The following is a 12,525-nucleotide window of genomic DNA, read 5'->3' on the forward strand; positions in this document are numbered from 1 at the left end:
TCCTCCAGGTGCGCGGACGCTCCGCGAGCGCACCTTGCCTGCCCGGCCTGATTCAGGTCGGGCTTTTTTATGCCTGGGAGGAGGGGAGGCCGGCGGCCTCCATGGCGAATGAATTCGCCCCTACAGGTAACGCAAGAGAGGGCGCTTCGCTAATCCGCCATGCCGTTTTCAACAATGCGGGCGACGGCCTTGCCCGGCTGGTCAGTTTTCGGCCTTGATAAGCTTTCGCTCGCGGCAAGGAAGGCGTATGTTCGCCGGCTGCTTTGCGAGGCCCCTGATGATTTCGCTCCATTCCTTTTCCTGCCTGCCGAGGCGGCCATGAAGCTGTCCGGTCGCGGTGTCGCGCTGTCGCTGACGGCGTCCGTCCTGTTTGCCCTGATGCCCGGATACGTGCGTGAGCTCGCGCCGCTGGATGGCGTGCAGATTTTCGCCCAGCGCGTCCTCTGGTCGATTCCGGTGGTGCTCCTGTTGCTGGCCCTGACTCGCCAGTGGTCCACCTTTATCAGCGTGCTGGGGCGTCTACGGCGCGAACCCTTGCTATTGGCCTCCTTGCCGCTCGCGGCGGTGTTGATCGGCCTGCAGTGGGGGCTTTTCCTCTGGGCGCCGCTGCAGGGGCGGATGCTGGAGGTTTCCCTTGGGTACTTCCTGCTGCCTCTGGCGATGGTCGTGGCGGGGCGGGTGTTCTACGCCGAGTACTTGCGGCCGCTGCAGTTGTTGGCAGTGCTTTGTGCGTTGGGTGGGGTGCTCCACGAGCTCTGGCTGACGCGGGCGTTTTCCTGGCTGACCCTGGTCACCGCCCTGGGTTATCCACCCTATTTCATGCTGCGTCGCTGGATGCGGCTGGACGCATTGTCCGGTTTCATCCTGGAAATGGCGGTGCTGGCGCCGCTGGCCATCTGGCTGATCCTGAACTTCTCGCCACCGGGGGCCTTCAGTCAGGCGCCGCAACTCTGGTGGCTGATTCCGGGCCTCGGGTTGTTGGGTACTCTGGCCTTCGCCGCGATGATGGCGTCCAGCCGACTGCTACCGCTCGGGCTGTTCGGGATTCTCAGCTATGTGGAGCCGGTGCTGCTGTTCGCGGTGGCTGTGGCCTTCCTCGGCGAGCCGTTCAATCCCGCACAGCTGTGGACCTACCTGCCGATCTGGCTGGCGGTGCTGCTGATTGGCTGGGATAGCGCCAAGCTGCTACGCAAGCAGGCCCGACAGGGCCTCTAGCACGTGGTCCCGCAGCAGCGGGGCGAGGTTCTCCGGATGGGGCTCGCCGGGCTCCAGCCAGGCCAGTTCCTCCAGTTCGGCCGCGGCTTCCACGCCGTGGGGCAGGCGGGCGACGAAGATCTCCGCGTCTACCCAGGTATCCGCCTCGTTGGCGGCCGGCGCGTTGAACCGACCCAACGGACTCAGGGCTGACGCTTCCAGGCGTAACTGCAGCTCCTCCCAGAGCTCACGCTGCAACGCTTGCAGCGCACTTTCGCCTGCCTCGCGCTTGCCTCCCGGCAACATGAACGCACGGGTGCCGCGCTTGCGCACCAGCAACAGTCGATCTTCGTGGTCCAGCAGGCAGGCGGCGGCGATGTTCAGGGTCGTCACGGTGTCTCGGCTTCCGGGAGGAGTTGGTAGTGCAGCTGCACCACGCCGGTGGGGAAGCTGCGCTGCTCGCGAAGCTGGAGGCGGCGCCCGAGTCCGGTGGCGAACATCGGGATACCTGCGCCCAGAAGCAGCGGTATGAAGCTGACGACCAGTTCGTCGAGCAGCCCGGCAGAGTAGCAGGTCCCTGCCAGCGAGCCACCCCCAACCAGCCAGATGCGTTTGCAGCCGGCGGCCGTCAGCTGATCGATGGCCTGGGCCGGTGTGTCGTGACTGATCTGCACTTCTGGCGCCACGGCCGGCAGGTCGCTCCGGCTCAGCACAATGCAGGGCTTGGCCGGGTAGGGCCAGTCGCCCCTGAAGGCCTGGATGGTTTCGTAGGTCGCACGTCCCATCAGCAGGCCGTCGATGCTGTCGTAGAAGGCCTGGTAGCCGTGATCCTCGCCGGATGCCTCGATGGGATCCAGCCAGTCGATGCTGCCGTCGGGACGAGCGATGTAGCCGTCGAGGCTCGCGGCTATGTAGTAAATCAACGCTGCGCGCATGACGAGGCTCCGGAAATGGGTGAGAAAAGGGTATACCCGCTGGGTGATTCCGTCGCTGTATCGCTCGGAAATCGGGCGTTTGCTCGCAACTCCGGGTAACCTATGCAGCTGTTTACGCTTTCGATCGAGGTAGTCCTGTGTTTTCCCAATTCGCCCTGCACGAACGTCTGCTCAAGGCCGTTGCCGAACTCAAATTCGTCGAGCCGACTCCGGTGCAGGTGGCGGCCATTCCGCCTGCCCTGGAAGGGCGCGACCTGCGGGTGACTGCCCAGACTGGCAGCGGCAAGACCGCCGCCTTCGTCCTGCCGCTGCTCAACCGCCTGATCGGCGAGGCCAAGCCGCGCGAACGCATTCGCTCACTGATCCTGCTGCCGACCCGCGAGCTGGCCCAGCAGACCCTGAAGGAGGTAGAGCGCTTCTCCCAGTTCACCTTCATCAAGTCCTGCCTGGTTACCGGTGGCGAAGACTTCAAGGTGCAGGCCGCGATGCTGCGCAAGCTGCCGGACATCCTGATTTCTACTCCTGGACGTCTGATCGAGCACCTCAACGCCGGCAACCTCGACCTGCGTGAAGTGGAAGTGCTGGTGCTGGATGAGGCCGACCGCATGCTCGACATGGGCTTCGCCGAAGACATGCAGCGCATCACCGAACTGTGCAACAACCGCGCACAGACCCTGCTGTTCTCCGCCACCACCGGCGGCAACGCCCTGCGCGAAGTGGCCAACAACGTGCTGCGCGATCCGCTGCACCTGCGCCTGAACAGCATCGACCAACTCAGCGAAGGCACCCGCCATCAGATCATCACGGCCGACCATCCTGAGCACAAGGAACAGCTGGCGCGCTGGCTGCTGGCGAACGAGACCTACCAGAAGGCGATTATCTTCACCAACACCCGCGTCCAGGCCGATCGCCTTTACGGCCATCTGGTAGCCGGCGGCTACAAGGCCTTCGTGCTCCACGGCGAGAAGGACCAGAAGGACCGCAAGCTAGCCATCGACCGCGTGAAGCAGGGTGGCACCAAGGTGCTGGTGGCGACCGATGTCGCTGCCCGCGGCCTGGATATCGAAGGCCTGGACCTGGTGATCAACTTCGACATGCCGCGTTCCGGCGACGAGTATGTACACCGCGTTGGGCGTACCGGCCGCGCCGGTGGCGAAGGCCTGGCGATCTCGCTGATCTGCCACAACGACTGGAACCTGATGTCCAGCGTCGAGCGCTACCTCAAGCAGAGCTTCGAGCGCCGCGTCATCAAGGAGCTGAAGGGCACCTACACCGGTCCGAAGAAGGTCAAGGCATCCGGCAAGGCCGTCGGCGCCAAGAAGAAAAAGACCGATAAGAAGGGTGACAAGAAGGCGCCAGCCAAGGCCGCCGCACCCAAGCGCAAACCGAGCAAGCCTCGCGAAGAGTCCCGTGTGGTCAGCAACGACGGCCTGGCGCCACTCAAGCGCAAGAAGCCGGCGGCGGAGTAACCATGCGCAGGGTCGCCGCCTTGGCTTCGCTGTCCGTGGCGGCCCCGGCATCGGCTGAGGTTTATCGCTGCGTGCAGCCTGATGGGGTTGTGCAGTACACCGATCGTGGCTGCGCTTCCCTGGATGCTTCGCAACCCTTGGCGAGCAATGACCCCAGCGCATTGGCGGGGCTGCTGCAGCATGCCGAGTCCGGTGTTCACCAGCTCCTGCCATGGCTGGGCGGGCTCAGCCTGTGGCAGCTGGTGCTGCTGGTCTACGCGCTTATGAGCCTGGTCTGCTTCGTAGCCTATTGGCGCGACAAGCGTTTCGCCGTGGCCGGGGCGCAACGCACTCCTGAATCCCGCCTCCACCTGTATGAACTTCTTGGCGGCTGGCCCGGCGGATTCCTGGCCCAGAGACTCATCCGCCACAAGAACCGCAAGGTGGCTTACCAGGTGAAGTTCTGGCTGATTGTGGCCGTGCATCTGGGGTTGCTGGGGTACTGGGCGCTACATTGAGGCGAACCCGGCGGACCTGCGGCCCGCTTGGCGAATGAATTCGCCCCTACAGGTGAAGCGTCGAGGTTCGGATTGCGGCCGCTCCCACTTGCAGGGGAGCGGCCTTTGATCGCGAATGAATTCGCTCCTACAGGGCAGGACTGCGTCCTGCTTCGCGATTGAAATCGCCCCCACAGGAAAAGCGTCGAGGCCCAGGTAAGGCACGTACTGCTCCCTCTCCCGCCTGCGGGAGAGGGCTGGGGTGAGGGCGCTTCTTACGGCACCAGCACGATCTTTCCGTCGCGCTCGCCAGCGGCTGCGGCGGCAACGGCTTCCTTGATCCGGCTGATGTCGTAGGTCGCGGCGATGCGTGCCTTGAGCTTTCCGGTAGCGATCAGCTGGATCAGTTCGCCGAACAACTGCATCTGCTGCTGCGGGGTTGCCTGGCGGAACCAGCGCGCCAGCCAGAAGCCCTTCAGGGTGACGTCGCGGAACACGAAGGAGCCAGGGTTCACCTGGCACGGCTCGCCACTCATGCGGCCGTAGTTCACCAGCACTCCACCTTCGGCGAGGCTGGCTGCGAGGTGATCCGTGGAAGCGCCTCCCACGGCATCGATACCCAGTTTCACCGGTGCACCGCCAGTGGCTTCACGGACGCGCTTGGGCAAGTCGGGGCCGTCCACCAGCACCACGTCGCCGCCTTCGGCTTGTACGCCGGCCACTGCCGATTCGCGACGCACCACGTTGATGGTTTTCAGTCCGCGAATCTTTGCCAGCTGGACCAGATAGCTGCCCACCCCCGAGTTGGCGGCGTTCTGGATCACCCAATCGCCCGGTTGCAGGTCGACGAAGTCGCGCAGCATCAGGTAGGCGGTGGGCGGATTGACGGTGAGCATTGCCAGTTGTTGCGGATCGGCGCTGGGCAACGGGATCAGTTGCTTGGCATCGGCGACCAGATGGGTGCGCCAGGTACCGCAGCCCACCGGCAGCAGCACGGTCTGGCCGGGCTTGAGACTGGTGACGTCAGCGGCCACTTCGAGCACTTCGCCAACGCCTTCATTGCCGCCGATGGCGGGCAGCGGCGGCAGCATGCCGTATTCCCCGGTCAGGGTGAGCACGTCGGACGGGTTGATGGGCGCCGCCAGCACCTTCACCAGCGCCTGGCCGGCGGCCACGGGCGGGAGTTCCAGTTCCACGGCTTCGATCACGTCCTGGGGCACCGGGCCACGGGTCTTGTATTCGGCTTTGAGCATGACGCTTCTCCTGGCGGCTTGAGGGGAGGTTGAGTCTAGCCGCAGGCGGGCGAGGGCGACTGAATCCAGCATTATTCCCACGGCTGATCGGATGGCGCGATGAGGACGCTGGAGGTCGTTCTGATGCGGGTCGCGTCCAGGGCCTTTGCTAGGTTCGGCGGCGAAGCAGGGTTCGGGGCTTCCTCACGCTCACGCAAATCATCAAGGGAACAAGAAGATGAAGATCGCCAAGACACTGATGTCCGTCGTGCTGTCCATCGGCCTGGCCAGTACCGCCCAGGCCGCTACCGAGTTGAAACACTGGCCGGAACCGGCCGCCAGGCAGTTGGATGCGCTGATCGCCAAGCATGCCAACCAGGGCAACTTCGCCGTGTTCGACATGGATAACACGAGCTATCGCTATGACCTGGAGGAGTCCCTGCTGCCGTTCCTGGAGATGAAGGGCGTGCTCACCCGCGAGAAGCTCGACCCTTCGCTCAAGCTGATCCCGTTCAAGGACGTCAATGGGCACAAGGAAAGCCTGAACAGCTATTACTACCGCCTCTGCGAAGTCGACGACCTGGTCTGCTATCCGTGGGTCGCCCAGGTGTTCTCCGGTTTCACCCTGCGTGAGCTGAAAGGCTACGTCGACGAACTGATGGCCTATGGCAAGCCGATCCCCGCGACCTATTACGAAGGGGATGCGGTGAAGACCATCGAGATCAACCCGCCGAAGATCTTCACCGGGCAGAAGGAGCTGATGAACAAGCTCAGCGAGAACGGTATCGAGGTGTACATCATCACCGCCGCGCTCGAAGAGCTGGTGCGCATGGTCGCCTCGGACCCGAAGTACGGCTACAACGTCAAACCGCAGAACGTCATCGGCGTCACTACCCTGTTGAAGGACCGCAAGAGCGGTGCCGTGACCACTAGCCGCAAGCAGATCACCGATGGCAAGTATGACGAGAAGGCCAACCTCGATCTGGAGCTGACGCCCTATCTGTGGACCCCCGCGACCTGGATGTCGGGCAAGTACGCGGCGATCCTCACCTACATCGATGAGTGGAAGAAGCCCATCCTGGCTGCCGGCGATACCCCCATCAGCGACGGCTACATGATGTTCCACGGCACCGACGTGGCCAAAGGCGGCATCAACGTGTGGGTCAACCGCAAGGCCAAGTACATGGACCAGATCACCGCCATGCAGAAGCGCAATGCCGAAGCCCAGGCCAAGCAGGGACTGCCGGTGACGGCGGACAAGAACTGGGTGGTGGTGGTGCCTGAAGAGATCCAGTAGTAGACGGCCCCGCGAAACGGCCGCCTTCAGGCGGCCGTTTCGTTTCATGCACTAGAGTCATTCCTGTCGGCTTGATTGGTGAGTCCCGCTGTCCCGGCTGGACAGTGAAGCCGTGTGGCATGGCTGCTACGCTGCCGGGCCTTGCTCGAAATCCAGTCACGGAGTGATCGATGAAGTACCTGGCGCTCGCCCTCAGCCTGAGCCTCGTCGGCTTGCCATCCGCCGCCATGGCCTGGTCCAACCATGCCTTGGGCACCGCCCTGGCGCTGGCAGGCCTGCCACAGATCAAGGATGCGCCGCCCGTGCCGGTGGAGAGCCTGGAATCCTTCCTGGAAGAGGAGGGTGTGGCCCTCGAGCAATTGCTGGACGAGCAGGAGGAGTTCTTCCAGGAAACCCTCGCGAATTACCCGGCTCGCCCTGACGACCTGCGTTGGATCCCGACCCATGGTGGCGACCATCGCAAGGCCTTCCTCATGGCGCTGCGGGTAAACCCGGAGATCAAGCTGGCGTACTTCGTCCAGGCGCTGCCTGGCATGGACTGGAGCGGACGAACGCCGCTCGATGCGTCCGACGTGCTGGTGTTCCGCAAGCTCAGCCTGTGGCGCGAATGGCGTTTCTACCAGGTGCAGCCCGGCGAATCCTTGCCGGCCCTGGCGGTGGTCGCCAGCGCTGCGGATGAGCCGGACTACGGCCATGACATCAATCTGTTCAGCGACAACCCCGGCGAAGTCGGCGCCCGCTACAACTTCGGCAAGCAGCCCTTCGGCGATGCCCGATTCGAATTCTCGTCCCAGGCGCCGTTCCACATCGGCTACTACCACGAAGACGAACTCATCTACCGGGCCGCACCGTACCTGGCACGCACCTATCCCGAGGTACGGGTCTACCAGTACCTCGGGCTGGCGCGCTTCGCCTTCGAGAGCGGCCACCCGTACTGGGGCTATCGCTTCCTCGGCTGGGGTCTGCATTACATCCAGGACCTCACCCAGCCCTATCACGCCAAGGCCTTGCCGGGGCACGGCACGCTCCGGTTGTTCTGGGTCGCCCTGAAGGCCGCGGTTGGACTGGACAGCGACAAGCTCGCGGCCATCGAGCAGGTGGCCAACCGGCATACCGAGGTGGAGCAGTACCAGGCCGACTGGCTACGCAAGCTGCTGCGCGAAGGCAGCAACGACAACCCGTTGCTGCGCGCTTATGCCGACACCCGTACCGACGCTGATTACCCGAGCTTCGATGGGGAATCCCTGCGGTTGGTGGTGTCCCAGGAGTCCTACGATGTCGCCGATGATTTCGACGAGCGCATCGCCCACTGGCTGGCGAGTGGTCAGTCGCAGGTTGGGTTCAGCCAGGGCAACCAGCTCGCACCGCTGCCAGAGGACGTCCAGCTCAACCAGATACTGGTGCGACTGATCCGCCACTTTGGCGCACACAGCCGCAACGCCACCCGCGCGACCTTGCCCTGATCCGCCTCAGAGGCGGATCACATGGCCCTCGTCTGCGGCTACGCGGCCATGGAAAAGGTTGGCGATCAGCTCCTGCGCCGCTTCGTAACCCTGGCCTTCCACCACCCGTAGCCAGGGGCGGGGCGGGCGGCTGACCTGCTGGTAGAAATCCACCAGCCCCTCGCCGATGTGCCGGCTGACCTGTTCCGGTCCCCACTCAGCGTTGCGCTTGCGGATCTGCACCGGCGCGAAGAAGAACTCGGGTTGCGGACCCACGGGGCAGCTCAGCGCGTTGGCTTCCGGGGTTTGCGCGGAGCCGGCGAAGCAGCTGTACACCAGGTTCGGACCAAAGTGCTGGTGTACGCGGGTACGCAGTGCGAGGTCGCCGGAAAAGTCGACGTAGAGGGTTGGCAGGTCGGTCGCCAGGCTTTCCAGCCGGTCGTAGGTGCAGCTCTGCTGGTAGCAGCCGAGGCCTTCGACAAAGTCGCTGTTGCGGGAAGATGTCATGGCGACCAGATGACGCCCTGCCTGGCGTCCGAGGCAGGCGGCGGTGCCATAGGCGGTTTTGCTGGAGGCGCTGGAAAACACTACCTGGCGAGCGCCGAACAGGTCGTTGTCGTCGAGGAAGTCCGCCAGCATGGACGAGGTCAGGAACAGCGGCTTGAGCAGGATCTGCAGCGCCTCGGTGTCGGGGCTGTAGTAGCTGTCCCAACTGCAGCGCGTGTACTGGTTGTAGGCCGAGGTGAGGGATCGGCGGTGTTCGGCGCCATCGTAGAAGCCCCGTGGCGTGACTCGCTCCGGTTGCATGCGGACATGGCTGGCGATGGGGAAGTAGCCGTAGAAACGCTCGCCGATCTCGATGCCCGCTACTTTCGAATCGAGCACGTCAGCAAAACCCCACACCGGCATATGACCCCAGCCTTCTTCGTGCGTGGGGAAGAAATGCCAGTACTGCATGGAGTCGCCGAAGGCGGCATAGGTGATGTTGTTGGTGGTGAGGGAGAACAGGTCCAGGCGCAGGACGATCTCCCCGTCGGCGGCTTCCAGGCTTTCTTCCTGTTGCACCAGGCGGGTCTGATCAAGGGCGCCCTTGCGGGTGAACAGGCGTGATACTGTGCTGCGATTCGACATTTCCGGCTCCAGGTTCGGTGGGGTTGGAACAGGCTAGCAAGAGCCCCTTCAGCTCGGGTTCGGAAACCGCAAGAGAGATCCATGGAGTCCGCAAAGCCCCGCAACAAGCCGCTCAAGCGGCCCTCACAGGCCCGCGCCCGATTCACGGTGGAGGCCATCTACGAAGCCTTCGTTCGGATTCTTCGCCAGCGCGGCTGGAACGGCGTGACTACCCGCGCCGTCGCCCTGGAAACCGGCGTTGCCGTGGGCACGCTCTACGACTACTTCCCCAGTAAGGAAGCCCTGCTGTCAGGCTATATCCGCCATCAGCTCGACCTGCTCCTGCAGCGTCTGGAGCGCGAAGTGGTGCTGGCGACGGGCGTCGATTGGCAGACCCGTGTACGCCGTCTGGTGCGGCTCTCCTGCGGCCATTCGCAGGAGCAGGCGAGGCCCTTCTTCGATACCGAGTTGATGGAGCTGGAGCGCCTCATCGCTGAACCCTGGCACCACCAGCGGGTGTATCAGGAGGTGGCGGGCAAGTGGCGCGAAGCGGTGGCCGCCTGTTCCGATATGCCGCGCCAGCCGCGTCCGGAAAGTATTGATGCACTGTTCGTAGCCGTATGGGGCGGGCGCCGTTACGGACTCACCGCGCAGCTGACGGCACAGCAGGTAGAGGCCTGGCTGCTGGAGATGGAAGAGCTTTGCTGCGCGCGCATCCTGATGGAAACGGCGCGCGCCGAGTCGGAAGCGGCGCCACAGGCTCCGACCTGAACCCAAAGGGGCCAGACGAAAGAAGGGCGGCCAAGCCGCCCTTTTTGTGTGAGCTCAAATCCGCCGCTCAGTGATACTGCTGCAACCGCAGTTCGGTGCTTTCCGGCAGCACAGCGCGCTCTTCGCCCGGATTCTCCAGTTCACTCTCCATTGCATCCTGTTGACGCGCCAGCAGGCCAAAGAGGGTGGTAATGGGGTGCAGCGGGCGCTTCTGAGCGACCTGGCCATTGCTGTCGACGGCCTGGGTGGGCGGCGGCAGCGGTTCGGTGCTGACCCGGAAGTCGCTGATCTCGATTACCCCTCGGCCTTCGGCCAGGAGGTGGAAGGAGAAGGCCTTGCGCGCTTCGGGGTTGTCGAAGGCGAATTTGACCTTGAGCGGCTTGCCCTGTTTCAGCAGCGGCATCTCCGGAATCGGCAGTGTCACATCACGCTCGAACTCCTTGGCTTTCAGGCGCAACTGGGCGCCTTGCTTGTCCATGCGCACGACCTTGATGGTCATTTGCACACTGGTCCGGCTGTCCTTCGGCAGTTCCATGTATTGGGCGCCGATCAGGTTGTCGGCCCAGTCGTCCTTGGCCTTCTCTTTCAGGCGAATGCGCTCGCGGGTGGCGAACTGGTATTCCTGGCCGAGGTTGCCGCCTTGTAGCGACTGGTCGAGCAACGCTGCGCGCTGGGACACCAGGCGGGCCTTCTTGCCGCTGAAGCTGCCCTGGTAGCGGGCCTCGTCGGCGATAAAACCCTCGCTCTGGTAGCGCCGGCAGACCTGGCGGAAGTCGCACTCGGTGAAGGTCTGCTTGCCGTCGTGGTAGCGCAGCTTGCCGTTGGTATAGGACATGATCTCGCGGCCCGTTTCGTAGTCGCGGAACAGCGAGCGGCCGGACAGGTTCTGTGGCAACCGATAGCCGAAGTAATCGAGTATCGAGGCGGTCAGGTCGACATGCCCGTACACACCGCTCTTGATCGGAGGCAGCGAGGCCTGCTCGGGAGCCAGCACCAGGTTGAAGCCCCACGCCGAGGCGAGGCGAACGTTCTCGATGCCGTGGGATTCATCGGAGGTGACGATCACCAGGGTGTTCTTAAGGACGCCCTGTTTCTCCAGACCGGTGAGGAACGCATCCACCGCGTCGTCCAGGTAGGCGATAGCCGCCTTCTTGGAGTCCGGATAGCGCATCAGGTATTCGACCGGAGCGGAGTAGGGCTGGTGGGTGCCGACGGTGAGCAGCGTGAGCATCCACGGCTTCTTCTGCTGGCGCAGTTGCTTCACGTAGGTCTGCGCGCCTTCGAAGAAGGACTTGTCATCCATGCCCCAGGGGAATTCCAGATAGGCCTTGTTGCGGAACCAGTCGCGTCCAAGGGTCTTGTCGAAGCCCATCTGCGGCATGATCTTGTCTTTGGCCATGAAGCGCAGCCCGGCACCCTGGAGGAAGTGGGTGCTGAAGCCGTGCTGGCGCATTTGCGCGGGCAGGCAGGCCTTGGCCCGGGCGGGATTGTTCAGCAGTTCCAGGCCCTTGGGCGTGCCCGAGTCCAGCTTGCTGTAGTCACCGCAGAGCATGGCGTACAGGCCGCGGATGGTCTGGTGACTGTGCAGCACGTAGTCGGGCGTGGTCATGGCGCGCTCGGCCCAGGCACTGAGCTTGGGCATCAGCGAATCCTGGTAGCTGCTGTTGATCGCGGCGCGGTTGGCAGCGATGTAGGCACCGGGGATGCCTTCCAGGGTGATCACCAGGACGTTGCGCGCACGGCCGGGGCCCGAGAGCAGCGGCGTGCCGTCGAGGTCCAGGCGCGCCAGTCCGGCAATGTCCGGCGGAACGTCGGGCTTGTCGCCGTCGAGCCAGTCCTCGACGGCCAACTGGCCGACATTCACTGCGCTGGCCATCAGCTTGTGCGGCAGGTTGAATTGTTTCCACTGGTCGGCGTCGCTGGGCTGCACGGACTGCAGGGTGACGTGCCCCATCAGCAAGGCGGCCGGCGTGGCGAACCACTTCCAGTTCAGCGGACGGTGCCGGCGCCGCCAGCACAGCAAGCAGGCCAGCAGGCTGGCACCCAGCGCCAGGCCCAGGTACGGGTGGGTGATGCCGCCACCCTGGGTCGAGTGGCTGACGAACTGCGGGTCGAGCAGGTATTTGAGGTCACTGGTTTCCGGCATGCGCCCCACGGCGCCGATCAGCTCGGCATTGCCGAGGATCATCGCGCTCCAGAGCAGCATCAGCGGGAGTGCCAGCAACAGCGAGCGACCGTAAAGCAGCACGATCAGGAAACTGCCGAATGCGAGGTCGGAGAGGTAGCCGAAGGGATTGGACCAGCCCAGCCAGTAGCGGCTGGTGAGGGGAATCACCAGGAAAAGCACGCCAAGTGTTGCGAGCGAAAGGGACTGCGACAGCCAACGGCTGAATGGGCGCACAGGAACTCCTGAGATGTGACAGTGAGAATCCATCGATTGATGCCGGAATACATGGATCGCGCTTGCGAAGACATGATTCTGAAACATCGTTGTGCTAGCGACCAGTAGACAGTTTTGCAGAATGAAAATTCAGGACGCCCTCTACAATGCATCGGGCGATGAAAGGCTGTGTTCCCGAGCTTCGTGGTATCTGCTCCA

The 12,525-nt window shown here is 63.7% G+C and carries 11 protein-coding genes; 6 read left to right on the forward strand and 5 right to left on the reverse strand.

From position 1 onward, the window contains the following. The first annotated feature begins 318 nt into the window (after positions 1-318). Positions 319-1,215: an EamA family transporter RarD gene (rarD, locus tag MnOB_RS22170; RefSeq protein ID WP_077526387.1), complete on the forward strand. Its 897-nt coding sequence runs from the start codon at positions 319-321 to the stop codon at positions 1,213-1,215. Here rarD and MnOB_RS22175 read toward each other — a convergent pair. Together MnOB_RS22175 and MnOB_RS22180 are read right to left on the reverse strand one after the other, a co-directional pair. Beyond that, positions 1,186-1,587, reverse strand: a complete 402-nt coding sequence (locus MnOB_RS22175) for an NUDIX hydrolase (RefSeq protein WP_077526388.1) — start codon at positions 1,585-1,587, stop codon at positions 1,186-1,188. The genes rarD and MnOB_RS22175 overlap by 30 nt on opposite strands. Then, positions 1,584-2,129 carry a dihydrofolate reductase family protein gene (locus MnOB_RS22180; RefSeq protein ID WP_077526389.1) on the reverse strand — a complete coding sequence of 182 codons (546 nt, stop codon included), beginning with the start codon at positions 2,127-2,129 and terminating at the stop codon, positions 1,584-1,586. The genes MnOB_RS22175 and MnOB_RS22180 overlap by 4 nt, the downstream gene beginning before the upstream one ends. 137 nt (positions 2,130-2,266) lie before the next feature. Between MnOB_RS22180 and MnOB_RS22185 the strand changes: the two genes are divergently transcribed. Together MnOB_RS22185 and MnOB_RS22190 are read left to right on the forward strand one after the other, a co-directional pair. Next, the gene (locus tag MnOB_RS22185) at positions 2,267-3,598 is read left to right on the forward strand and encodes a DEAD/DEAH box helicase (protein ID WP_077526390.1); all 1,332 of its coding nucleotides are present in this window, start codon (positions 2,267-2,269) and stop codon (positions 3,596-3,598) included. A 2-nt stretch (positions 3,599-3,600) separates the two neighbouring features. Next, positions 3,601-4,095, forward strand: a complete 495-nt coding sequence (locus MnOB_RS22190) for a DUF1294 domain-containing protein (protein ID WP_077526459.1) — start codon at positions 3,601-3,603, stop codon at positions 4,093-4,095. A gap of 254 nt (positions 4,096-4,349) precedes the next feature. Here the strand turns inward: MnOB_RS22190 and MnOB_RS22195 are convergent, their stop codons facing one another. Next, positions 4,350-5,327, reverse strand: a complete 978-nt coding sequence (locus tag MnOB_RS22195; RefSeq protein ID WP_077526391.1) for a zinc-dependent alcohol dehydrogenase family protein — start codon at positions 5,325-5,327, stop codon at positions 4,350-4,352. Positions 5,328-5,544: 217 nt separating this feature from the next. On the opposite strand from MnOB_RS22195, the gene MnOB_RS22200 reads away from it, so the two are divergent. Both MnOB_RS22200 and MnOB_RS22205 read left to right on the forward strand, forming a co-directional pair. Further along, a complete protein-coding gene (locus tag MnOB_RS22200; protein WP_077526392.1) occupies positions 5,545-6,603 on the forward strand; it encodes an HAD family hydrolase in 1,059 nt (352 codons plus the stop codon). A gap of 170 nt (positions 6,604-6,773) precedes the next feature. Next, positions 6,774-8,066 (forward strand): phospholipase, encoded by a 1,293-nt coding sequence (locus MnOB_RS22205; protein ID WP_077526393.1) that lies wholly within the window; start codon positions 6,774-6,776, stop codon positions 8,064-8,066. Positions 8,067-8,072: 6 nt separating this feature from the next. On the opposite strand, the gene MnOB_RS22210 is transcribed toward MnOB_RS22205, so the two are convergent. Further along, positions 8,073-9,176: a DUF2855 family protein gene (locus MnOB_RS22210; protein WP_077526394.1), complete on the reverse strand. Its 1,104-nt coding sequence runs from the start codon at positions 9,174-9,176 to the stop codon at positions 8,073-8,075. 81 nt (positions 9,177-9,257) lie between these two features. Between MnOB_RS22210 and MnOB_RS22215 the strand changes: the two genes are divergently transcribed. After that, the gene (locus MnOB_RS22215; protein WP_107504119.1) at positions 9,258-9,926 is read left to right on the forward strand and encodes a TetR/AcrR family transcriptional regulator; all 669 of its coding nucleotides are present in this window, start codon (positions 9,258-9,260) and stop codon (positions 9,924-9,926) included. A 67-nt stretch (positions 9,927-9,993) separates the two neighbouring features. Here the strand turns inward: MnOB_RS22215 and MnOB_RS22220 are convergent, their stop codons facing one another. Then, positions 9,994-12,327 (reverse strand): LTA synthase family protein, encoded by a 2,334-nt coding sequence (locus tag MnOB_RS22220; RefSeq protein ID WP_077526395.1) that lies wholly within the window; start codon positions 12,325-12,327, stop codon positions 9,994-9,996. Between the last annotated feature and the right edge of the window lie 198 nt (positions 12,328-12,525).

This window comes from Metapseudomonas resinovorans, assembly GCF_002003485.1.
GTDB lineage: Bacteria > Pseudomonadota > Gammaproteobacteria > Pseudomonadales > Pseudomonadaceae > Metapseudomonas > Metapseudomonas resinovorans_D.

What these genes read in the sequence shown, in the direction of transcription:
- MnOB_RS22195 (WP_077526391.1), bottom strand. Translation starts at nt 5,327, where the DNA reads ATGCTCAAAGCCGAATACAAGACCCGTGGCCCGGTGCCCCAGGACGTG.
- MnOB_RS22215 (WP_107504119.1), top strand. Translation starts at nt 9,258, where the DNA reads ATGGAGTCCGCAAAGCCCCGCAACAAGCCGCTCAAGCGGCCCTCACAG.
- rarD (WP_077526387.1), top strand. Translation starts at nt 319, where the DNA reads ATGAAGCTGTCCGGTCGCGGTGTCGCGCTGTCGCTGACGGCGTCCGTC.
- MnOB_RS22205 (WP_077526393.1), top strand. Translation starts at nt 6,774, where the DNA reads ATGAAGTACCTGGCGCTCGCCCTCAGCCTGAGCCTCGTCGGCTTGCCA.
- MnOB_RS22200 (WP_077526392.1), top strand. Translation starts at nt 5,545, where the DNA reads ATGAAGATCGCCAAGACACTGATGTCCGTCGTGCTGTCCATCGGCCTG.
- MnOB_RS22210 (WP_077526394.1), bottom strand. Translation starts at nt 9,176, where the DNA reads ATGTCGAATCGCAGCACAGTATCACGCCTGTTCACCCGCAAGGGCGCC.
- MnOB_RS22190 (WP_077526459.1), top strand. Translation starts at nt 3,601, where the DNA reads ATGCGCAGGGTCGCCGCCTTGGCTTCGCTGTCCGTGGCGGCCCCGGCA.
- MnOB_RS22180 (WP_077526389.1), bottom strand. Translation starts at nt 2,129, where the DNA reads ATGCGCGCAGCGTTGATTTACTACATAGCCGCGAGCCTCGACGGCTAC.